Origin of the sequence: Agromyces cavernae, assembly GCF_021044935.1 — a bacterium.
Taxonomy (GTDB): Bacteria; Actinomycetota; Actinomycetes; order Actinomycetales; family Microbacteriaceae; genus Agromyces; species Agromyces cavernae.
Window position 1 is genome coordinate 138099 of the sequence record NZ_JAJNMP010000002.1, and the last position, 21903, is coordinate 160001.

Consider the following 21903-nt stretch of genomic DNA (forward strand, 5'->3'; position numbering starts at 1 on the left):
AGAATCGACAGGATGTCCCCTCGAGCTGTGAACCCGCCGGTGCCTGCCGCCACCGACCCTGCCTTGATCCGCAACTTCTGCATCATCGCGCACATCGACCACGGCAAGTCGACCCTCGCCGACCGCATGCTGCAGATCACCGGTATCGTGAGCGACCGCGACATGCGCGCGCAGTACCTCGATCGCATGGACATCGAGCGTGAGCGCGGCATCACCATCAAGAGCCAGGCGGTTCGCATGCCGTGGCAGCTGGGCGACACGTCCTATGCGCTCAACATGATCGACACCCCGGGGCACGTCGACTTCAGTTACGAGGTCTCCCGCTCGCTCGCGGCCTGCGAAGGCGCGATCCTGCTCGTCGACGCCGCGCAGGGCATCGAGGCGCAGACGCTCGCGAACCTCTACCTCGCGCTCGAGAACGACCTCGAGATCATCCCGGTGCTGAACAAGATCGACCTGCCCGCCGCCGATCCCGACAAGTACGCGAAGGAGCTCGCCGACCTCATCGGCGGCTCGCCCGACGACGTGCTGAAGGTCTCGGGCAAGACCGGCGTTGGCGTCGAAGAGTTGCTCGACCGGGTCGTCGAGCGCATCCCGGCTCCCACAGGCGTCGCGGATGCCCCGCCGCGGGCCATGATCTTCGACTCGGTGTACGACAGCTATCGCGGCGTCGTCACCTACGTGCGAATGATCGACGGAAAGCTGAACCCGCGCGAGCGCATCCAGATGATGTCGACTCGCGCGACGCACGAGATCCTCGAGATCGGCGTCAGCGCGCCCGAGCCGCTGCCCACGAAGGGGCTGGGAGTCGGCGAGGTCGGCTATCTCATCACGGGTGTGAAAGACGTACGGCAGTCGAAGGTCGGCGACACCGTCACGACGGCGGCGAAGTCGGCGACCGAGCCGCTCGCGGGCTACACTGAGCCGCTGCCGATGGTGTTCTCGGGCCTCTACCCGATCGACGGCAGCGACTACCCCGAACTTCGCGAGGCGCTCGACAAGCTCAAGCTCTCCGATGCCGCGCTCGTGTACGAGCCCGAGACCTCGGTCGCCCTCGGCTTCGGGTTCCGCGCCGGATTCCTCGGGCTGCTCCATCTCGAGATCGTCACCGAGCGCCTGCGACGTGAGTTCGGGCTCGACATCATCAACACCGCACCGTCGGTGGTCTACGAGGTCACGACCGAAGACAAGAAGACCGTCACCGTCACGAACCCGAGCGAGTTCCCGACGGGAGCCAAGATCGCGGAGGTGCGCGAACCCATGGTGCGCGCCGCGATCCTCGCGCCGAAGGACTACGTCGGCACGATCATGGAGCTCTGCCAGTCGCGTCGAGGCACGCTGCTCGGCATGGAGTACCTCGGCGAGGATCGCGTCGAGATCCGCTACAACATGCCCCTCGGCGAGATCGTCTTCGACTTCTTCGACCAGCTGAAGTCGAAGACGGCGGGCTACGCGAGCCTCGACTACGAGCCCACGGGCGATCAGGCCGCCGACCTCGTGAAGGTCGACATCCTGCTGCAGGGCGAGCAGGTCGACGCGTTCAGTGCGATCGTCCACCGCGAGAAGGCGTACGCCTACGGCGTGCTCATGACCGGGCGTCTGCGCGAACTCATTCCGCGGCAGCAGTTCGAGGTGCCCATCCAGGCTGCGATCGGTGCGCGCATCATCGCGCGCGAGTCCATCCGCGCCATGCGCAAGGACGTGCTCGCGAAGTGCTACGGCGGTGACATCAGCCGCAAGCGCAAGCTGCTCGAGAAGCAGAAGGAGGGCAAGAAGCGCATGAAGATGGTCGGCCGCGTCGAGGTCCCCCAAGAGGCGTTCATCGCCGCGCTCTCGGGCGACACCGAGGGCAAGGAAGCGAAGAAGAAGTAGATCCCGATGACCCGTCGAAGCACATTCACCGACCAGTCGGTCACCTACGGGGCGATCGGGGCGACCCTCGCTCCCGACCTGCTGCGATACCCGCCTGAGGGCTACCGGCCGGCCGAGGACTCGGTGCGCCTCGGGTCTGGCTCCGAGCGTTTCGAGCGCGCAGCCGAGTCGCTCATGACCTGGGGCGTCCAGCGGGGCGCCGGGTTCGAGGTCGTCGACGTGTCGGCGGGTACCGGCGCACAATACCCGGGCATCGTCTACGGTGGCGACGGAGCGCCGTTGGCCGAACAGCCGGCACCCCACGCGATTCAGCGTTTCGGTGGTGACGGCACGCCGTACATCACGGCCGGCGTCGCCGCCACGCTGCGCCGACGGGGGCGCTTCCGCAGCCATGACATCCCCGTCCTCGTCGTGTACGTGATCGACGAGCCCGGTCGCGTCGGGTTCGCCTACGGCACGACCGCAGAGGGACCCGAGAGCGGCGAGGAGTCGTTCATCCTCGAGCACCGCGACGACGACACGGTGTGGCTCACCATCCGGTCGCTCCTCCGGGCTCGCGGCGGCCTCCGCCGCCTGGCTGCTCCGCGTCAGCGGCGCAAGCGGCGCGAGCTCACCACGCGCGAGCTCCGCGCGCTGCATCCCGCGTTCCCGAGCTGAACATGGGCTCCGCACTGCCGCTCGGGGAGCCGGCGCCCGCCGACGGACTCCTGCCCGCATCGGCCGCCGACGGCGCGGCGCATCGTGCGTTCGGCGTGTACCTGCACGTGCCGTTCTGCCGCGTGCGATGCGGCTATTGCGACTTCAACACCTACACGTCGGCCGAACTGCGCGGTGCGCGGCAGACCGACTACGCGGGCCACGCGATCAGCGAGGTGCGGATGTCGCGCCGCGTGCTCGAGGCATCCGGCCTGCCGCCCCGGCCGGCGCAGACGGTGTTCTTCGGCGGCGGCACGCCCACGTTGCTGCCGGCATCCGATCTCGTCGCGATGCTCGGCGCCGTCCGCGACGAGTTCGGGCTCGCCGCCAGTGCCGAGGTGACCACTGAGGCCAATCCCGATTCGGTCGGTCCCGAAGATCTTGTGGAACTCGCCGAAGGCGGCCTCACCCGTGTCTCGTTCGGCATGCAGTCGGCGGTGCCGCACGTGCTCGCCGCGCTCGACCGCACGCACGACCCCGAGCGGATTCCGCTCGTCGTCGGCTGGGCGCGCGACGCCGGACTCGACGTGAGCCTCGACCTCATCTACGGCACGCCGGGGGAGTCGCTCGACGACTGGCGGCGGAGCCTCGAGCACGCCATCGCGCAGCAGCCCGACCACCTGAGCGCGTACGCGCTCATCGTCGAGGAGGGGACCAAGCTCGCGCGCCAGATTCGGCGCGGTGAGCTGGCGACTCCGTCGGATGACCTCGAGGCCGACATGTACGAACTGGCCGACGACCTGCTCGGTCGGGCGGGCTTCGAGTGGTACGAGGTCAGCAACTGGGCCACCGACGACTCGCATCGCTCGCGCCACAACCTCGGCTACTGGCGGGGCGACGACTGGTGGGGCGTCGGCCCCGGCGCGCACAGCCACGTCGGCGGGGTGCGCTGGTGGAACGCCAAGCACCCCTCTGCGTATGCCGACCGCGTGACCGCGGGAGTCTCGCCAGCGGTCGGTCGCGAGGTGCTCGATGCCCCGACCCGCGAGATCGAGCGGGTGCTGCTCGCCACCCGCATCCGCGAGGGCATCGACATCGAGTCGTTGCACACCGGCGGACGGCACGCCGTGGCGGGCCTGATCGCCGACGAGCTCGTGGACGCGAAAGCCGCCCTCTCGGGTGGGCTGGTGCTCACTCGAAGAGGGCGGCTGCTCGCCGACGCCGTGGTGCGGCGCCTGCTGGACGATTCGTCGGTCGAGTAGCGCCCGGCGGAGCCGGACGCGTATCGAGCCTCAGCTCACGAACTTGATCGCGAGCGGGTAGGTGTAGGGCTGGCCCTGGTTTGCCTTGACCGCGGCGATGATGCAGAACACGATCTTCACGACCTCGACCGCGAGCACGAGCAGGATGCCGATGAACACGGCGATCAGCGCGTAGCTCACGACCAGGGCGATCGCGATCGTGATCTGGAAGTTCAGCGCCGTGGCCGTGTGGGCGCGGACGAACGGCCCCTTGTCTTTCAGGAGCAGGTACGCGATCAGTGCGGGGACGAAGTAGAAGAAGATGCCGCCCACGTGGACGAGCGTCGACCAGAGCTTCTCATCGGCCGGGCTGAGCTGCTGCGGCTGCTGGTAGGGGTTCTGCGGCTGCTGGTACGGATCTTGCGGCGGCGGGGGAGGAGGAGGTACGTCGGACATGATGGCTCCTTGGTGACGTCGCCCGAAAGCGGGCTGTTGTCTTCATGCTGGCACAGACGACCGCGCCGGGTGAGGGAATCTCGCGGCGCGGCCGAACCCGCCTACTTGACGAGACGGATCGCGAACGGGTACCGGTAGTGGTTGCCGTCCTTCGCGCGAAGGAACGCGATGACCGAGAAGACGACGCTCAGGATCCAGAACGCCCACCAGAGCAGCGCGCCGATGAAGACGAAGAGGAGGATGAACGAGAGCACGTAGCCGAAGGCGATCGTGATCTGGAAGTTCAGCGCCTCTTTGGCCTCGGTGTCGGTGAACGAGCCGCGGTCCTTGAACACGAGCCAGATGATGAGCGACGGCAGGAAGCCGAGCACGCCGCCGAGGTGGGCGAACGAGCCCCACTGCACGTCCTGCTCGTGCGAGAGCGGGGTCGGCGGGACGTTCGCGTCGGGGGACTGGGCGTTCGGGTCGGTCATGTGCGTGCCTTTCGGGAAGGGTTCGGAGTGAACCGCGGCTGCCGGGGACAGGTGGTGCAGCCGAGGGGTGACGCGCGGAACATGCATACGCTAGCGAAGCCGACTCACGGCTGGCAACGGGCTGGACCGAGTGTTGTGACGATATGATTAGCAGTCAGACAAGACGAGTGCTAAGCGCGGTGAAGGAGGCGAGGGACATGGTATCGGAACGCAGTCTCGCAGTGCTCCGCGCGATCGTGCAGGACTACGTCGCCTCGCGTGAGCCCGTCGGCTCCAAGACGATCGTCGAGCGGCACTCATTCGGCGTCTCCGCCGCGACCATCCGCAACGACATGGCGCTCCTCGAAGAAGAGGAGCTGATCGCCGCGCCGCACACGTCGTCGGGCCGCATCCCCACCGACAAGGGCTATCGGGTCTTCGTCGACCAGCTCACCGACGTGCGGCCGCTCACCGCAGCGCAGCGCCACGCCATCGAGACCTTCCTCGGCGAGTCGAGCGACCTCGACGAACTGCTCGCGCGCACCGTGAGACTCATCGCCCAGCTCACCAAGCAGCTCGCCGTCGTGCAGTACCCGACCTTCTCGAGCGCCAGGGTGCGGCATGTCGAGCTCGTCTCGCTCGCCCCGACCCGCGTGCTGTGCATCCTGATCGCCGACTCCGGCCAGGTCGAGCAGCGGCTCGCCGAACTCGACCACGCGGTCGACGAAGAGACGCTCGGCGAGCTCCGCGCACGGCTGAACGACCTCGTCACCGGATCGACGATGATCGAGGCCGTGACGCTGCTCTCGGGTGAGGTCGAGGCGGCCGACCGCCGACACGCGGCGCTGCTGCACACGCTCGCGGCGACGCTCGCCGAGCAGGCGCGGGTGCAGCGCACCGACCGGCTCGTCGTGGCGGGGGCCGCGAACCTCGTGCGCACCGAGCAGGACTTCGCGGGGTCGATCCTCGGCGTCATCGAGGCGATCGAAGAGCAGGTCGTGCTGCTGAAGCTGTTCGGCGAGATGGCTGCCGACGAGCACGCGGTCGCGGTGCGCATCGGGCGCGAGAACGCCGCGTTCGGCCTCGGTGAGACCTCGATCGTGTCGAGCGCCTTCGAGATCCCGGGGCGCGACATCTCGCGTCTCGGCGTCGTCGGCCCCACCCGCATGGACTACTCGACCAGCATGGCCGCGGTTCGCGCCGTGGCCCGCTACCTCTCCCGCACCCTCGGCGAGAGCTGACTCAGCCGCCCGTCGCATCGCGACCGGCATCCGGCAACCGAAAGGACAAGCCCTCCGTGGCCGACCACTACGAGGTCCTCGGCGTCTCACGCGACGCCACCCCCGACGAGATCAAGAAGGCGTACCGTCGCCTCGCCCGCGAACTCCACCCCGACGTGAATCCGGGTGCCGAGGCATCCGAGCGCTTCAAAGAGGTGACCCACGCCTACGACGTGCTGTCCGACCCGAAGCAGCGCGAGCAGTACGACCTCGGCGGCCCGGGTGGGTTCGGCGGCCAGGGATTCGGCGGGTTCGGCGACATCTTCGAGACGTTCTTCGGCGCCGGACAACAGACGCGCGGCCCGCGGTCGCGCCGTGAGCGGGGCCAGGACGCGCTCATCCGCGTCGAGGTCGGCCTCGACGAGGTGATCTTCGGCACGCACCGTGACATCGAGGTCGACACCGCCGTGCGATGCGACACCTGCCAGGGGTCGTGCTGCCAGCCCGGCACCTCGCCGGTGACGTGCGACATCTGCCGCGGCACGGGCTCGATCCAGCGCTCGGTCCGGTCGCTGCTCGGCAACGTCATGACCTCGACCCCCTGCGGCACCTGCCGCGGGTACGGCACGATCATCGCCACTCCCTGCATCACGTGCCAGGGCCAGGGCCGCGTGCGCGCACGCCGCACCGTACCGGTCGACGTCCCGGCGGGCGTCGACACGGGCGTGCGGCTGCAGATGCCGGGTTCGGGCGAGGCGGGCCCGGCAGGCGGCCCGAACGGCGACCTCTACCTCGAAATCAAGGTCAAGAACCACGAGGTCTTCAGCCGCAACGGCGACGACCTGCTCGCCACCCTTGAGGTCGCAATGACCGACGCGGTGCTCGGCACCACCGCCACGATCCACGCCCTCGACGGCGATGTCCCGGTCGAGGTGCGCCCCGGGGTGCAGAGCGGCGAGATCCTCACGGTTCGCGACCGCGGGGTCACGAAGCTCCGTGGCACCGGACGCGGCGATCTGAAGATCGGCGTCCAGGTGATCACGCCCACCAAGCTCTCGTCGAAGGAGCGCGACCTCATCCAGCAGTTCGCCTCGTCGAAGAAGTCGCCGGCGCCAGAGCTCAGCCACTTCCAGCAGGGCATCTTCGCGCGCCTGCGCGATCGGTTCCTCGGGTAGCCCGGCGTCGCGATGAGCCACCTCTACCTCGACGAGTCGCTCGACCTGCTCGAACTCGCGCCCGGAGCGCTCGTCGAGCTCTCGGGCGACGAAGCACGGCACGCGGTGACCGTCTCGCGGGTGCGCCCGGGCGAACGCCTCTCGATCGGCGACGGCCGTGGGGTCCTCGTGCGCGGCACCGTCACCGAGACGGGCCCGAAGCATCTCGCGATCGAGGCCGACGAGGTGCTCGTCGAAGAACGTCCGTCGCCGCACATCACGCTCGTGCAGGCACTGGCGAAGGGCGACCGCGACGAACTCGCGGTGCAGGCGGCGACCGAGCTGGGCGTCGACGCGATCGTGCCCTGGGCCGCTGCCAGGTCGGTCTCGCGCTGGGAGGGGCCGAAGGCCGACAAGGGCCGGCTGCGCTGGGCTGCGATCGTGCGCGAGGCGGTCAAGCAGTCGATCCGGGCCTGGCTGCCGCCGGTCGAGCCGATCGCGACGACCGGCGAGTTGCCCGGCCGCCTTGCGGGCATGCGGATGCTCCTCCTCGAGCCCACCGCCACGACCCCGCTCACCGAGATCGAGCCCGATGGGCGCGACCTCGCGCTCGTCGTCGGTCCCGAGGGCGGGATCGCCCCGGCCGAGCTCGAGCGACTCACCGCGGCCGGTGCGGAATCGGTGAGGCTCGGGTCATCCGTGCTTCGCACTTCGACAGCCGGTCCGGCGGCGATCGCCGTGCTGAACGCGCGACTCGGGCGGTGGTGAGGCATCCGTCGCTACGATGGTGTGATGACCGACTCCCGCGCCGAGCCGACCCTCTTCGAACGCATCGCCGCTCGTGAGATCCCCGCGCGCATCGTCGCCGAGACCGACCGCGTGATCGCATTCCACGACATCGCGCCGAAGGCGCCGGTACACGTGGTCGTGACCCCGAAGTCGGGCGAGTATCGCGACGTCGTCGAGCTCGCCGCCGGCGACCCCGCACTGCTGGCCGAACTAGTCGAGGTGTCCCGCTCGATCGCGTCCGAGCTCGCCGACGGCCAGTTCCGACTCGTCTTCAACACGGGCGAAGGCGCCGGGCAGACGATCTTTCACGTGCACGCGCACCTGCTCGCCGGCGGTCTCGAGGAGGCCACGCTTGCCCGAGCCTGAACAGGTCGGTCAGCCTGCCGAGTCGCCGTCCCCCGACGAAGAGCGACTGCGCATCGACGGCATCGCCATGGTGCGCCTGCTCGGTCCGCAGGACAGGCTGCTCACGTCGATCCAACACGAGTACCCGGGCGTCGAGGTCCACGTGCGCAGCAACGAGATCGCCATCCGCGGCGATGCCGAATCGCGGCTGCGGGTTCGTCGCCTCATCGAAGAGCTCCTCGAGCTCGTGCGCTCCGGCCAAGACCCAACCCCTACCGAAGTGAGGAGCTCGGCACGCATGCTCGAAGCCGACCCCAATGCGAAGCCGTCGGAACTGCTCGGGCAGGTGATCGTCTCGAGCCGCGGCAAGTCCATCCGGCCGAAGACCGAGGGCCAGCGAGCATACGTCGACGCCATCGACGAGTTCACCATCGTGTTCGGCATCGGCCCGGCAGGCACCGGCAAGACGTACCTCGCCATGGCGAAGGCCGTGCAGGCCCTGCAGCGCAAAGAGGTGAGCCGCATCATCCTGACGCGTCCGGCGGTCGAGGCGGGCGAGCGACTCGGGTTCCTGCCGGGTACCCTCACCGACAAGATCGACCCGTACCTGCGGCCGCTGTACGACGCGCTCAACGAGATGATGGACCCCGAGCTCGTGCCGAAGCTGCTCGCCTCGGGCACCGTCGAGGTCGCCCCGCTGGCGTACATGCGGGGCCGGACGTTGAACGACTCGTTCGTCGTGCTCGACGAGGCGCAGAACACCACCCCCGAGCAGATGAAGATGTTCCTCACACGCCTCGGGTTCGGCTCGAAGATGGTGGTCACTGGCGACATCACGCAGATCGACCTGCCCGGCGGGGCGAGCGGCCTGCGGCTCGTCACCCGAATCCTCGACCACGTCGACGACATCAACTTCACGCGGCTCACGAGCGACGACGTCGTGCGGCACTCGCTCGTCGGCCGCATCGTCGACGCGTACACCGAGTACGACCAGCGCACCCAGGCGCAGCGGTTCGAGCGCGAGCAGGCTCGCGAGTTCGCCAATCGCGCCGAGCGCCGCGGCCACGCCGGACCCCGAGACCACCTGCCGAGGAAGGGCAAGTCGTGAGCATCGAGATCAACAACGAATCGGCCATCGAGGTCGACGAGGCGGCCATCCAGAGGCTCGCGGTCTACGCACTCGACGCGATGCACGTGCACCCCGACGCCGAGCTCGCGATCGTGCTCGTCGACGAGGGCGCCATGGAGCAGCTCCACGTGCAGTGGATGGACGAGCCGGGCCCGACCGACGTGCTGAGCTTCCCGATGGACGAGCTGCGCCCCGGCACCGAAGACCAGCCCACGCCGGCGGGGCTGCTCGGCGACGTCGTCCTGTGCCCGCAGGTCGCCGAGGCGCAGGCCCGCACCGCGGGACATCCGCTCATCGATGAACTGCTGCTGCTGACGACGCATGGAATCCTCCACCTGCTCGGATTCGACCACGCCGAGCCCGATGAGGAGAAAGAGATGTTCGGCATCCAGCGCGACATCCTCGTCGGATTCTCGATGCAGGAGCGCCGCCGCTGACCATGCTGCCCTGGCTCTTCCTCGCGGCGGCCTTCATGCTCGTCGCATTCGGCGGCCTCATGGCGGCCGTCGACGCCGCGATCGGCGTCAGCTCGCGCGCCGACGTGGCCCAGCTCGCACTCGAGTCGCGGGCGCGGCGCTCACTGCTCGCCATCGCCGAAGACACCGGCGCGCACGTGAACGCCGTGAACTTCGTTCGCATCATCGCCGAGACCACGGCGGCCGTGCTCGTGACACTCGCGTTCACGTTCTTCATCGACAACATCTGGCTCGTGCTGCTGTACGCCGCGCTCATCATGACCGCCGCGTCGTTCGTGCTCGTCGGCGCGAGCCCGCGCAGCGTCGGGCGCGCACACGCGTCGACCCTGCTCAGGCTCACGGCGCCGCTCGTGCACTTCCTCCGGGTGCTGCTCGGGCCGCTCGCGAACGCCCTCGTGTCGCTCGGCAACCGGGTGACGCCCGGCCGCATCCGCTTCGCGGGCGTCTCGAGCGAAGAGCAGCTGCTCAGCCTGGTCGACGAGGCGACAGAGCTCGACGTCCTCGAAGAGGGCGATCGCGAGCTCATCCACTCGATCTTCGAGTTCAACGACACGGTCGCACGCGAAGTCATGGTCGCGCGCACCGACATGGTCACGATCGATTCCACGGCACACCTGCCGCAGGCGATGGCGCTGTTCCTGAGGGCCGGCTTCTCGCGCATCCCGGTGATCGCCCACGATGCCGACGACGTGATCGGCATCCTCTACCTGCGCGACATCGCGCGGCTCAGCTTCGAGCGGCCGATCGACGCCGAGGCGCTCACGGTCGGCGAGCTCGTGAGACCCGCGGTCTTCGTTCCCGACTCGATGAAGGCCGACGCCCTGCTGCGCCAGATGCAGCTCGAGTCCAACCATCTCGCCATGGTCGTCGACGAGTACGGCGGCATCGCCGGTCTCGTCACCCTCGAAGACCTCATCGAGGAGCTCGTCGGCGACATCTCCGACGAGTACGACCGAGAGGCGGCGCAGGTCGAGGAACTCGGCGACGGGCGCTACCGCGTGAACGCGCGGCTTCCGATCGACGAGCTCGGCGAACTCTTCGGGCTCGACCTCGAAGACGAAGACGTCGACTCGGCGGGCGGACTGCTCGCCAAGGAGCTCGGGCGGTTGCCGCAGCCGGGCGAACAGGCGACCGTCTCGGGCCTCCACCTCTCGGCCGAACGCACCGAGGGTCGGCGCAAGCGCATCTCGACGATCCTCGTCGAGGCCGATCAGGCGCTCATCGACGCGCACGCCGCGTTCGACGTCGAGCCGCTGGAAAGGAACAGCCGTGGCTGAATACCGTGCCGGATTCGTCTCGATCGTGGGCCGGCCCAATGTGGGCAAGTCGACCCTGACCAACGCGCTCGTCGGTGAGAAGGTGGCGATCACGAGCTCCAAGCCGCAGACGACCCGACGGGCGATCCGGGGCATCGTGCACCGCGAGCACGGGCAACTGATCCTCGTCGACACCCCGGGGCTGCATCGGCCGCGCACCCTGCTCGGCGAGCGCCTGAACACGCTCGTGCAGTCGACCCTCGGCGACGTCGACGTGATAGCGTTCTGCGTCCCGGCGAACGAGCCGATCGGCCCGGGCGATCGCTTCATCAACGAGCAGCTCGATCAGTACCCGCGCGCGAAGAAGGTCGCGATCGTGACGAAGACCGACGCCACCTCGAAGGCCAAGGTCGCCGAGCAGCTGCTCGCGGTGTCGCAGTTGCGCGAGTGGGCTTCGATCGTGCCCGTATCGGCACCGCGCGGCGAGCAGCTCGAGGTGCTCGTCGACGAACTGCTGACGCTGATGCCCGAGGCCGACCAGCCGCTGTACCCGGCCGAGACGCTCACCGATGAAGACGTCACCGAGCGCATCGCAGAGTTCGTGCGCGAGGCGGCGCTCGAGGGCGTCTCCGACGAACTGCCGCACTCGATCGCGGTGACGGTCGACGATCTCATCGAGCGTGACGACAAGGACCTCGTCGAGGTCTACGCGAACCTCTTCGTCGAGCGCGACAGCCAGAAGGGCATCATCATCGGCAAGGGCGGCGCCCGCCTGCGCGAGGTCGGTGCGACCGCGCGGGCGCAGATCGAGCAGCTCCTCGGCCGCAAGGTCTACCTCGCGTTGCATGTCAAGGTCGCGAAGGACTGGCAGCGCGATCCGAAGCAGCTGGGTCGACTCGGGTTCTGACGCGGGCACGCCGCGCGCCCGGCACGCACGCGCCGCACGCGCCCGCCCGGGTGCGCGGCCGCTACTCGACGGGCTGCAGGCTCGAGATCACGACGACGGCGTCGTCGCCGTAGCGTTCGTCGAACGCCGCCTGCAGCGTGCCGTCGTCGAACATCACCTGCACGACGAGCCGCCCGTTCACGGGTGTCGTCGACAGCAGTCCGGGGACCGCGTCGGGCAGTTGCGCCTGCAGGGCGATCGCGTCGGCTTCGGGCAGCGGGCCGGCGGGAAGGCCCTCGTCCCAGGGGTTGGGATCGAGCGGCGTGGCCATGGGATCGTAGAGCGCGGCGAGCACCGGATCGCGCGTGACTGCGAACGTCTCGCCGTCCCACTCGCCCCAGACGGCGTATGCGCCCCAGGTGACCTCGTTCGCGGTCTCTTCGCCGTCGACGGCGTCCCAGTCCCACCCGATGATCGGCGGCCCGCCGCACTGGGGCGGGTACGATTCCGCGACTGCACCGAGGCACAGCTCGGGGCGCCCGCCCTGTTCGAGCACGGTGCCGACGCCCTGCACCTCGACCGGAGCAGCCGGGAACGGCGTCGGGAACGGCGGGGGCCTCCCGCCCGGATCGGGGCCGGCGATGCCGGCGCACGCGCTGAGCAGCACCGCGACGACTGCCGCGAGCGCGACCCGCGTGAACATGCGTCGATCCATGTCGGCCTCCGATCCCATTGTCCGCCCGCACCGGTTGTCGGCGCGACGCAACGTTCCGCCCCGCTCGATCGTCTGATTCCGCCGCACCGGCGGTGGGGTCGGCGCCGTACGACCATCGGATGATTCTCCCGTCCCCACACGGTCGGCATCAGCCTGAGCGCGTACGGTGGATCGGTGCCCTCGACCATCACCCGCGCGCAGCTCACGACCGACATCGTGCTCGCCGGCGTGTTCGCCTTGGTGTGCCTGCCGTTCGCGGTGCTCGGCGGATGGGCCGACCTGATCGTGCTCGCGGTGTTCGCCGCGGCTCTCGCGGTGCGCCGCCGCTCCCCGGCCTGGTCGCTCGGCATCGCGTGGGCGGCCGCACTCGCGCAGATGCTGATGCTGCGCGACCTGCAGCTCTACGACGCCGCCGTGCTCGGCGTGCTGTACTCGACCGCCGCGCACGGCCGGCCGGCCGTCAAGTGGCTCGGCCTCGCGTCGGCAGGCGTCGGGGCGCTCCTGGCGACGGGCTACCTCGCGATCGTGAAGCCGCTGGCGGGCGCTGCATTCGTCGGCCCGACCGACGCGATCGGCATGCTCACGATGTCGGCGATCCTCTTCGTCGCCTCGATCGCCGTGCTCGTGCTCGCGTGGACCACCGGCCTCCTCGTGCGGTCGGTGCGCGACACCCGCGAGATCCGACGCCGCGAGGAGATCGCGAACCGCGAGCGCGAACTCGTGGAGTACCGCTACGTCGTCGAGCAGGAACGCAACCGCATCGCCCGCGACATGCACGACGTCGTCGCCCATTCGCTCGCGGTGGTCATCGCCCAGGCCGACGGCGCCCGGTTCGCCGCCCGCACCGATCCCGAGGCGGCGATCGGGGGACTCGGCACGATCGCCGGCGTCGCGCGCGGTGCGCTGGGCGACGTGCGCCTGTTGCTCGCCGAGCTCCGCCACGCCGAGGCCGATTCGCCGCAGCCGGTGCTCGACGACCTCGGCGAGTTGCTCGGTCAGGTGCGTGCCGCGGGCCTCGACGTGCGATTCACCGAGTCCGGCGACCCCACGCAGCTCGGCACGGGCAACCAGATCGCGGTCTACCGCATCGTGCAGGAGGGGTTGACGAACGCTCTGCGCCACGGCGACACCGACGAGCCGGTCGAGCTCGCGTTCGCATGGGCGCCGGAAGGCGTCGACGTGACGCTCGTGAACGCGATGCGAGCGGATGTCCCGCCGCCCGAGTCGCACGCGTTCCGCCATGGCATCCCGGGCATGCGCGAGCGCGCCCACCTCGCGGGCGGGTCGCTCGTCGCCGAGGCCGGCGACGACGGCGTGTTCCGGGTGCGTGCACATATTCCGACCCAGCAGGGGAGCGTCGCGTGAGTCCCATCCGAGTCGCGCTCGTCGACGACCAGGCGCTGTTCCGCGCCGGTGTCCGCATGCTCGTCGAGTCGCAACCCGATCTCGAGGTCGTCGGCGAGGCGGGCGACGGCGTCGCTGCTTTCGCCCTGGCCGCCCGCTCGCGGCCCGACGTCATCCTCATGGACGTCCGCATGCCGCTGCAGGACGGGATCCACGCGACCGAACGCATCCTCGCCGACGCCGACGAAGACGGCCGGCGCGCGCCGCGCATCGTCGTGCTCACGACGTTCGACCTCGATGAGAACGCCGCCCGCGCCATCCGCGCGGGAGCGAGCGGGTTCGTCCTGAAGGACGCAGACCCCGAATTCCTCCTCGCCGCGATCCGAACCGTGCACCAGGGCAACCAGGTGATCGCCGCGAGCGCGACACGCGAGCTGTTCGCGCACGTCGGCCGTGGCAACGGACGCCGCCCGGCACCCGTCGCATGGGGCGAGCTCACCCCGCGCGAGCGCGAGATCTTCGGGCTCGCGGCACGCGGGCTCTCGAACGCCGAGATCGCGACGTCCGAGTTCCTCAGCGAGGCGACCGTGAAGACCCACGTCAGCCGGATCCTCGCGAAACTGGCCCTGCGCGACCGCGTGCAGCTCGTGGTGTTCGCCTACGAGCACGAACTCCCGGACTGAGCGGGTTGAGGAGGCGCGCCGGCGCCGTCTCGAAACCGACGTTCGGGCAACGAGGGTTTCGAGACGCTTCGCTCCTCAACCCGCAACAGGGTCATCCCAGAGGATGACGGCGAACCATCCGGCCGTCGGATGACTCGGGCCACGGTGCATCCGTAGCGTCGAAGGCATGCAGATCCAACCCTCAGACCTCGGCCTCATCGCCCGCGTCGCCGAACTCGGCAAGCGCTACGGAAGCGGCTCGGGTTCCGTCACCGCGCTCGACGACGTGTCGCTCGGCCTGCGCCGCGGCGAGTTCACGGCGATCATGGGCCCGTCGGGCTCGGGCAAGTCCACCCTGATGCACATCATGGCCGGCCTCGACTCGCCGACATCGGGCCGCGCATGGCTCGGCGACACCGACATCACCGAGCTCTCCGACAGCGCGCTCACGGTGCTTCGCCGTCGGCGCATCGGGTTCGTCTTCCAGTCGTTCAACCTCGTGCCCACGCTCGACGTGCGCGGCAACATCATGCTGCCGTTCGAACTCGACGGACGCCGCCCGAGCCGCGACGAGCAGGAGTGGATCGACGAACTCGTCGAGACCCTCGGCCTCGGCGCGCGGCTGCGCCACCGACCGCACGAGCTCTCGGGCGGCCAGCAGCAGCGCGTCGCGATCGCACGGGCGCTCGCGACGCGGCCCGATCTCGTGTTCGCCGACGAGCCCACGGGCAACCTCGACTCGCGCACGGGCCGCGAGGTGCTCGGCCTGCTCGCCGCGGCGAGCGCGCGCTACGGCCAGTCGATCGCGATGGTGACGCACGACCCGATCGCCGCGAGCCACGCCGACCGCATCCTGTTCCTCGCCGACGGGCGCATCGTGCGCGACGCCGGCCGATCGAGCGCCGAGGACATCTCGGCGTTCATGCTCGGCATGGAGACGGCGGCGTGAACGGCCGGCTGCGCGATCAGGGGCCGACGCTCCTCGTCGCGACCCTCGCGGCGGCGTTCGGCGTCGCGCTGCTGCAGGTGACGGGGATCCTCGCGGCCGTGCTCGCGGAGGACGACGTGACCGGGTCGAGTGGAACGGTGCGCCTCATGCTGGGCATCGTGGCGAGCGTGTTCATCACGATCGCTGTGTACGTGAGCGCCGTCGTCACGGCGAACACCGTCGCGACGATCGTCGCCGGACGTACCCGGCAGATCGCGCTGCTGCGCCTCATCGGCTCGAGCGCCCGTTCGCAGCGTGCGGCGATCGCGCGTGAGGGACTCGTCATCGGCGCCCTCGGGGCTGCGCTCGGCGCGGTCGTCGGGTCGGCGTCGGCCTGGGTGCTCGGCGAGGTCGGGGTGGCGCAGGGGGTCATCCCGAGCGTCGAACGCTCGCTGCTCGACCCGGTCGTGCTGCTTCCGATGGGCGCGGTCGTGCTCACGACGTGGCTCGCGGCGTGGACGGGCTCGCGCCGGGTGCTCGCCGTGCGCCCGGTGCAGGCGCTTGGCAACTCCGCCGAGGCCGACCTCGACGAGGTCTCCTCGCGCGTCGGCCGCACCGTCGCGGCGTGGGTGTTCGTCATCCTCGGGGCGCTGCTGCTCGTGCTCGGCGTGCTCGTCGGCCTCGTCCGCCCCGAGGGCGTGCTCATCGGACTGGTCGGCGGCATCCTGTCGTTCACCGGCATCGTGCTCGCCGCGCACCGCGTGATGCCGCCCGTGCTGCGGGCGGTCGGTTCGCTGTTCGGCGGCCGTCCCGCCGCCCGCCTCGCTGCCGAGAACGCGGTGCGGCACCCCGAGCGATCCGCGCGGATGACGATCGGCATCGTGATCGGCGTGACCCTCGTCACGACCTTCGCCGTGACGATGGAGTCGTATCGCACCATGCTCACGACCGCGTTCGCCGACGAGCCCGCGCTGCAGAGCGAGATCGGACCGATGGTGGACGGGACCGTCGCGGTGTTCTCCGCGCTCATCGGCTTCAGCGCGGTGATCGCCGCGGTCGGCCTCGTGAACACCCTGTCGATCAGCATCATGCAGCGCACCCGCGAACTGGGCCTGCTGCGTGCGCTCGGCTTCGATCGCCGGCAGATCCGCGCGATGGTGCTCGTCGAGGCGGCGGCGCTCACCGTCGCCGCAACGGCCACAGGACTCGTGCTCGGGGTCGTGTACGGATGGGCGGGGGCGCAGTCCATGCTCGGCTCGGTCGGCGGCGCCCCGGCGATCGTGGCCCCGGCGATCCCGTGGCTCATCGTCGCGATCGTCGTCGTGGCTGCGGCGCTGCTCACGCTCGCGGCATCCGTCGCGCCCATGCGTCGGGCCGCACGCGTCTCGCCGGTGGTCGCCCTCGCGGTCGAGTAGGGACTGGCCGGCACACGTGGCGTGAATGACCGGCGGGCGAGCGGATGTCCCGGGGGAGACATCCGCTCGCCCGTCATGTTTGCGCCCCCGCGCCCGCGCGGTGTTAGCCTTGACGCGTGCTTCACGGTCTGCTTCTCCTTAGCTGCCGCAGCGAGTCCTAACCCAGGCCTCCCTCGCTGCGGAGTTCGTCGTCGGCTGAAACATCCGAACAGAAGCGAGAAGAGCACCCCATGCAGAACACCCAGAAGCCCTCGGCGATGCCCGTCCACCGGTACCGCCCGTTCCACGAGCAGATCCGCGTCGACCTGCCCGATCGCACCTGGCCGTCCAAGCGCATCGAGCAGGCCCCGCGCTGGTGCGCCGTCGACCTGCGCGACGGAAACCAGGCCCTGATCGACCCCATGAGCCCCGAGCGCAAGCGGATCATGTTCGACCTGCTCGTCCGCATGGGCTACAAGGAGATCGAGGTCGGGTTCCCGTCGGCGAGCCAGACCGACTTCGACTTCGTGCGCAGCCTCATCGACGAGCAGGCGATCCCCGACGACGTCACCATCCAGGTGCTGACCCAAGCACGCGACCACCTCATCGAGCGCACCTACGAGGCGATCGCCGGCGCGAAGCAGGCGATCGTGCACCTCTACAACTCCACGAGCATCCTGCAGCGCGAGGTCGTGTTCCGCACCGACAAGCAGGGCATCATCGACATCGCCCTGCACGGCGCCCGCAAGTGTCGCGAGCAGGAGGCGACGATCCCCGGCACGACCGTCTTCTACGAGTACTCGCCCGAGAGCTACACGGGCACCGAGCTCGAGTTCGCCGTCGATGTCTGCAACCAAGTGATCGAGATCTTCGAGCCCACGCCCGAGCGCAAGGTCATCATCAACCTGCCGGCCACGGTCGAGATGGCGACGCCCAACGTGTACGCCGACTCGATCGAGTGGATGAGCCGCCACCTGGCCCACCGCGAGAACGTCATCCTCTCGCTGCACCCCCACAACGATCGCGGCACGGCCGTCGCCGCCGCCGAGCTGGGCTACCTGGCCGGCGCCGACCGCATCGAGGGATGCCTGTTCGGCAACGGCGAGCGCACCGGCAACGTCGACCTCGTCGCGCTCGGCGTGAACCTGTTCACCCAGGGCATCGACCCGCAGATCGACTTCTCCGACATCGACGAGGTCAAGCGCACCGTCGAATACTGCAACCAGCTGGCCGTGCCCGAGCGCCAGCCATGGGCCGGCGACCTCGTCTACACGGCTTTCTCGGGCTCGCACCAAGACGCGATCAAGAAGGGCTTCGAGGCCATGGAGGCCGAGGCCGCACGCCGCGGCGTCGCCGTCGACGACCTCGAGTGGGCGGTGCCGTACCTGCCGGTCGACCCGAAAGACCTGGGCCGCAGCTATGAGGCCGTCATCCGGGTCAACTCGCAGTCGGGCAAGGGCGGCGTCGCCTACCTGCTGAAGACCGACCATGCGCTCGACCTGCCGCGTCGCCTGCAGATCGAGTTCTCGGGCGTCGTGCAGGCCAAGACCGATGCCGAGGGCGGCGAGGTCTCGAGCGATGAGATCTGGCGGGTCTTCACCGACGAGTACCTGCCGGCGGCCGCCGACCGCCCCGACGAGAAGTGGGGCCGCTTCGAGCTGCTCTCGCTGCGCACCGAGAGCGCCCTCAACGGCGTCGTCAACGTGCGGGTCGGCCTGCGCGACGGCGATGAGCGCGTCGAGGCCGATGCGAGCGGCAACGGCCCGATCTCGGCGTTCCTCGCCGTGCTCGGCGCCGAGGGCGTCGACGTCAAGCTTCGCGACTACGTCGAGCACACCCTCTCGGCGAGCGGCGACTCGCAGGCCGCCGCGTACGTCGAGCTCGAGGTCGAAGGACGGGTGCTGTGGGGCGTCGGCATCGACGCCGACATCTCGACGGCGTCGCTGAAGGCCGTGGTCTCGGCGGTCAACCGCGCGCTGCGCGTGCGGGCCGCTGAACGCGAGCTCGCGACTGCCTCAGTCTGACCGGGGTCGCCCTGACCAGGGTCGGCGGCCGACGATCGGCATCACGCCGGTCTCGGTCGCCACCTTGCGGCGGTTCAGCATGCGCTGCTCGGGGAGCGAGAGGTCGAAGATCACCGCGAGCAGGCGGATCACGGCCGTGACGATGACGCAGACGAGTCCCGCGATGAAGATCGGGACGCCGGCGAGGTCGAGCACGGCGAGCACGATGCATCCGGCGCCGGCGGCGACCGCATACAGCGAGCCGACGTGCATGATCGCCACGGGGAGGCTCATCAGCATGTCCCGCAGGATTCCGCCGCCGACCGCGGCCGCGACGCCGACGAAGATGGCGGGCAGCTCAGGAAGTCCGAGCGCGAGCGCCTTGCTGGTGCCCAGCGCGCCGAACATGCCGATCACGATCGCGTCGAGTCCGACGATGACGGCGCTGAGCCGCTGCAGCGGGGCGGCCAGGAGCATGCCGATGAGCGACGCGCCCACCGCGGTGGTCAAGTACCAATTGCTCTGCAGAGCTCCGATGGGCACGTTGAGCAGCAGGTCGCGGATGATGCCGCCGCCGAACCCCATCACGATGCCGACGATCGCGACGCCGAGCAGGTCGAGTCGACGCTCGCCACGGAAGCCCGAGGCGAACAGCGCACCCTGGATGCCGCCCAGCCCGACCGCGGTGAGGTCCAGCCAGAGCGGGATGACGAATTGCGCGGATTCCACCCCCTCATTCTGCCGAGTCGGCGGATCGCCAGCGCCACGGATGACGCGGTACTTCGCTCGATGGGAGAATCGAAGGGTGCCCGTGTACCGAGATGAAGCCGTCGTGCTGCGCACCCACAAGCTGGGCGAAGCCGACCGCATCGTGACCCTGCTCACTCGGCAGCACGGCAAGGTGCGCGCGGTCGCCAAGGGCGTTCGCCGGACGGGTTCGAAGTTCGGTTCGCGACTCGAGCCGTTCATGGTCGCCGACCTGCAGCTCTACGAGGGCCGCAGCCTCGACGTGGTCACCCAGGCGGTGTCGCTCGGCTCGTACGGGGCCGAGATCTCCCAGGACTACGCGGCCTACACGGCCGCGAACGCGATGGTCGAGGCCGCCGACAAGCTCACTGAGGCCGAAGGTTCGCTGCAGCAGTACCTGTTGCTCGTCGGCGCGTTGCGGTCGCTCGCGCGAGGGGAGCACGGTGCCGGACTCACGCTCGACTCGTACCTGCTGCGTGCGCTCGCCCTGGCCGGGTGGGCGCCGAGCTTCCAGGACTGCGCCCGCTGCGGGCGTGCCGGTGCGCACACCGCCGTCGTCGTGCAGCTCGGCGGCGTCGTCTGCGACGACTGCGCCCCGCCCGGAACCCCGCGAATCGCGGCCTCGACCGTCGGGCTGCTCGGCGCGCTGCTGGCCGGCGACTGGACCTATGCCGACGCGGCGAGCGCCACCGACCGGAACCAGGCGAGTGGCATCATCGCCGCCTACACGCAGTGGCACCTCGAGCGCGGGCTGCGCTCATTGCCGCACGTCTCGAGAGAAACGACCACCACGTGAGCCCCAAGCCCTTCACGCACCGCGACGCGATGCCCTACAAGCCCGTCGACTGGACCGGCCTGTACCCGCCCGACTACCCGAAGGGCGCCGTGCCCGAGCACGTCGCGATCGTCATGGACGGCAACGGCCGTTGGGCGAACCGTCGAGGTCTCACGCGCATCGAGGGGCACAAGGCCGGTGAGGCGGCGCTGCTCGACGTCGTCGCCGGCGCGATCCAGGCGGGCGTGAAGCACCTCTCGGTGTACGCGTTCTCGACCGAGAACTGGAAGCGGTCGCCCGACGAGGTGCGCTTCCTCATGGGTTACAACCGCGACGTGCTGCACCGTCGCCGCGACCAGCTCAACGAGTGGGGCGTGCGCATCCGCTGGGCGGGGCGCCGGCCTCGCCTCTGGGCGTCGGTGATCAACGAGCTGCAGTTCGCCGAGAAGCTCACGGCGGGCAACGACACCCTGACGCTCACGATGTGCGTGAACTACGGCGGCCGCAACGAACTCACCGACGCAGTACGCTCGATCGCCGACGACGTGGCGGCCGGTCGACTGAAGCCCTCGGCCGTGAGCGAGAAACTGATCGCCCGCCGTCTGTACGTGCCCGAACTGCCCGACGTCGACCTGTTCGTGCGCAGCTCGGGCGAGCAACGCACGTCGAACTTCCTGCTCTGGCAGTCGGCGTACGCCGAGATGGTGTTCCTCGACACGCTCTGGCCGGACTTCTCGCGAACCGACCTGTGGCAGGCGATCGACCTCTACGCGGGTCGCAACCGCCGCTTCGGTGGGGCGGTCGACGCGCCGACCGCATGAGGTCAGCCGGCCATATCGCTCAGACTTCGGTCAGCGTCGCATGTCCGCGAGCGGGCCGTTGATCCAGTCGTCGGCCTGCGCCGGACCGCCCAGGCGCACGACCATGAGGTGCGGATGTCGCACCTCGGCGTCTGCGACCATGCTTCGCCACGTGGCGTGCGTGCGCCACGCCCACCGGATGATGTGATCGCGATCGGTGAACATCGTGCGCAGCGGGGCCTCGACATTCCCGTTCCAGAGCTCGGTGCGATTCAACCGCCGCGCGACCGTGCGCCTGACCACCCGTGACATCACGACCGCGCGCGGGAAGTCGAGCCAGACGAGGAGGTCGGCACGTTGCGCGAGTCGCTGCCGGACCTCGGGGTACTGCCACTCGGTCACCCACGCCGGTTGTGCGATGAGCGCCTCGACATCGAGCGCGAACGTGGCGCGCGGCTGCCAATCGGGTCCGTGCCTCAGTGCGTCGAGCTCCTCGTACGGCACACCGACGGCGCCGGCGATTCGGCGCGCGAGCGTCGACTTCCCGGAGCCGCTCGTGCCCGCGACGAGGATGCGACGCGGCTCACGGGGCAGTGGATCACGTGAGCTGAGCACCATCCGAC

At 69.6% G+C, this 21903-nt stretch carries 23 protein-coding genes; 18 read left to right on the plus strand and 5 right to left on the minus strand.

What is annotated here, in order from left to right; all coding sequences use genetic code 11:
* Positions 1–12: 12 nt before the first annotated feature.
* From lepA to hemW, 3 genes are read left to right on the plus strand one after another with little or no spacing between them, the layout of a single operon-like run.
* On the plus strand, positions 13–1872 hold the full coding sequence (gene lepA, locus LQ757_RS06690; protein ID WP_231046456.1) for a translation elongation factor 4: 1860 nt from the start codon (positions 13–15) through the stop codon (positions 1870–1872).
* 6 nt (positions 1873–1878) lie between these two features.
* Positions 1879–2529 carry a DUF1990 domain-containing protein gene (locus tag LQ757_RS06695; protein WP_231046457.1) on the plus strand — a complete coding sequence of 217 codons (651 nt, stop codon included), beginning with the start codon at positions 1879–1881 and terminating at the stop codon, positions 2527–2529.
* A 2-nt stretch (positions 2530–2531) separates the two neighbouring features.
* Complete coding sequence (hemW, locus tag LQ757_RS06700; protein WP_231046458.1) at positions 2532–3770, plus strand: radical SAM family heme chaperone HemW; 1239 nt, start codon at positions 2532–2534, stop codon at positions 3768–3770.
* Between the two features lie 30 nt (positions 3771–3800).
* Here hemW and LQ757_RS06705 read toward each other — a convergent pair whose 3' ends face one another.
* Together LQ757_RS06705 and LQ757_RS06710 are read right to left on the minus strand one after the other, a co-directional pair.
* Positions 3801–4205 (minus strand): DUF4870 domain-containing protein, encoded by a 405-nt coding sequence (locus LQ757_RS06705; protein WP_231046459.1) that lies wholly within the window; start codon positions 4203–4205, stop codon positions 3801–3803.
* Positions 4206–4306: 101 nt separating this feature from the next.
* Positions 4307–4678, minus strand: a complete 372-nt coding sequence (locus tag LQ757_RS06710; RefSeq protein ID WP_231046460.1) for a DUF4870 domain-containing protein — start codon at positions 4676–4678, stop codon at positions 4307–4309.
* A gap of 197 nt (positions 4679–4875) precedes the next feature.
* Between LQ757_RS06710 and hrcA the strand changes: the two genes are divergently transcribed.
* The 8 genes from hrcA to era all read left to right on the plus strand — a co-directional run bounded on the left by hrcA (position 4876) and on the right by era (position 11933).
* Entirely contained in the window at positions 4876–5898 is a 1023-nt protein-coding gene (gene hrcA / locus LQ757_RS06715) for a heat-inducible transcriptional repressor HrcA (RefSeq protein ID WP_231046461.1), read from the plus strand.
* A gap of 56 nt (positions 5899–5954) precedes the next feature.
* Positions 5955–7052 carry a molecular chaperone DnaJ gene (dnaJ, locus tag LQ757_RS06720; RefSeq protein ID WP_231046462.1) on the plus strand — a complete coding sequence of 366 codons (1098 nt, stop codon included), beginning with the start codon at positions 5955–5957 and terminating at the stop codon, positions 7050–7052.
* 12 nt (positions 7053–7064) lie between these two features.
* Entirely contained in the window at positions 7065–7799 is a 735-nt protein-coding gene (locus LQ757_RS06725; RefSeq protein ID WP_231046463.1) for a 16S rRNA (uracil(1498)-N(3))-methyltransferase, read from the plus strand.
* 24 nt (positions 7800–7823) lie between these two features.
* Positions 7824–8186 carry an HIT domain-containing protein gene (locus LQ757_RS06730; protein WP_231046464.1) on the plus strand — a complete coding sequence of 121 codons (363 nt, stop codon included), beginning with the start codon at positions 7824–7826 and terminating at the stop codon, positions 8184–8186.
* A gap of 67 nt (positions 8187–8253) precedes the next feature.
* A complete protein-coding gene (locus tag LQ757_RS06735; RefSeq protein WP_231047311.1) occupies positions 8254–9273 on the plus strand; it encodes a PhoH family protein in 1020 nt (339 codons plus the stop codon).
* On the plus strand, positions 9270–9731 hold the full coding sequence (ybeY, locus tag LQ757_RS06740) for an rRNA maturation RNase YbeY (protein ID WP_231046465.1): 462 nt from the start codon (positions 9270–9272) through the stop codon (positions 9729–9731). The genes LQ757_RS06735 and ybeY overlap by 4 nt, the downstream gene beginning before the upstream one ends.
* Positions 9732–9733: 2 nt before the next feature.
* A complete protein-coding gene (locus LQ757_RS06745; protein WP_231046466.1) occupies positions 9734–11047 on the plus strand; it encodes a hemolysin family protein in 1314 nt (437 codons plus the stop codon).
* Positions 11040–11933, plus strand: a complete 894-nt coding sequence (gene era / locus LQ757_RS06750; protein ID WP_231046467.1) for a GTPase Era — start codon at positions 11040–11042, stop codon at positions 11931–11933. The genes LQ757_RS06745 and era overlap by 8 nt, the downstream gene beginning before the upstream one ends.
* A 61-nt stretch (positions 11934–11994) precedes the next feature.
* On the opposite strand, the gene LQ757_RS06755 is transcribed toward era, so the two are convergent.
* Positions 11995–12627, minus strand: a complete 633-nt coding sequence (locus tag LQ757_RS06755; RefSeq protein ID WP_231046468.1) for a hypothetical protein — start codon at positions 12625–12627, stop codon at positions 11995–11997.
* A 174-nt stretch (positions 12628–12801) separates the two neighbouring features.
* Here LQ757_RS06755 and LQ757_RS06760 point away from each other — a divergent pair, with 174 nt between their 5' ends.
* The 5 genes from LQ757_RS06760 (at position 12802) to leuA (ending at position 18979) form a co-directional block, all read left to right on the plus strand.
* Positions 12802–13992, plus strand: coding sequence for a sensor histidine kinase (locus LQ757_RS06760; RefSeq protein ID WP_231046469.1), 1191 nt, complete (start codon positions 12802–12804; stop codon positions 13990–13992).
* Positions 13989–14654: a response regulator gene (locus tag LQ757_RS06765; protein ID WP_308195580.1), complete on the plus strand. Its 666-nt coding sequence runs from the start codon at positions 13989–13991 to the stop codon at positions 14652–14654. The genes LQ757_RS06760 and LQ757_RS06765 overlap by 4 nt, the downstream gene beginning before the upstream one ends.
* Positions 14655–14820: 166 nt before the next feature.
* Positions 14821–15582, plus strand: coding sequence for an ABC transporter ATP-binding protein (locus tag LQ757_RS06770; protein ID WP_231046470.1), 762 nt, complete (start codon positions 14821–14823; stop codon positions 15580–15582).
* The gene (locus tag LQ757_RS06775; protein WP_231046471.1) at positions 15579–16976 is read left to right on the plus strand and encodes an ABC transporter permease; all 1398 of its coding nucleotides are present in this window, start codon (positions 15579–15581) and stop codon (positions 16974–16976) included. The genes LQ757_RS06770 and LQ757_RS06775 overlap by 4 nt, the downstream gene beginning before the upstream one ends.
* A 230-nt stretch (positions 16977–17206) precedes the next feature.
* Positions 17207–18979: a 2-isopropylmalate synthase gene (gene leuA, locus LQ757_RS06780; RefSeq protein ID WP_231046472.1), complete on the plus strand. Its 1773-nt coding sequence runs from the start codon at positions 17207–17209 to the stop codon at positions 18977–18979.
* Here leuA and LQ757_RS06785 read toward each other — a convergent pair.
* On the minus strand, positions 18971–19687 hold the full coding sequence (locus LQ757_RS06785) for a trimeric intracellular cation channel family protein (protein ID WP_231046473.1): 717 nt from the start codon (positions 19685–19687) through the stop codon (positions 18971–18973). The genes leuA and LQ757_RS06785 overlap by 9 nt on opposite strands.
* Before the next feature lie 76 nt (positions 19688–19763).
* On the opposite strand from LQ757_RS06785, the gene recO reads away from it, so the two are divergent.
* Both recO and LQ757_RS06795 read left to right on the plus strand, forming a co-directional pair.
* On the plus strand, positions 19764–20501 hold the full coding sequence (gene recO, locus LQ757_RS06790) for a DNA repair protein RecO (RefSeq protein WP_231046474.1): 738 nt from the start codon (positions 19764–19766) through the stop codon (positions 20499–20501).
* Positions 20498–21301, plus strand: coding sequence for an isoprenyl transferase (locus LQ757_RS06795; protein ID WP_231046475.1), 804 nt, complete (start codon positions 20498–20500; stop codon positions 21299–21301). Before recO ends, LQ757_RS06795 begins: the two co-directional genes overlap by 4 nt.
* A gap of 30 nt (positions 21302–21331) precedes the next feature.
* Here the strand turns inward: LQ757_RS06795 and LQ757_RS06800 are convergent, their stop codons facing one another.
* Complete coding sequence (locus tag LQ757_RS06800; protein ID WP_372459637.1) at positions 21332–21898, minus strand: P-loop NTPase family protein; 567 nt, start codon at positions 21896–21898, stop codon at positions 21332–21334.
* Between the last annotated feature and the right edge of the window lie 5 nt (positions 21899–21903).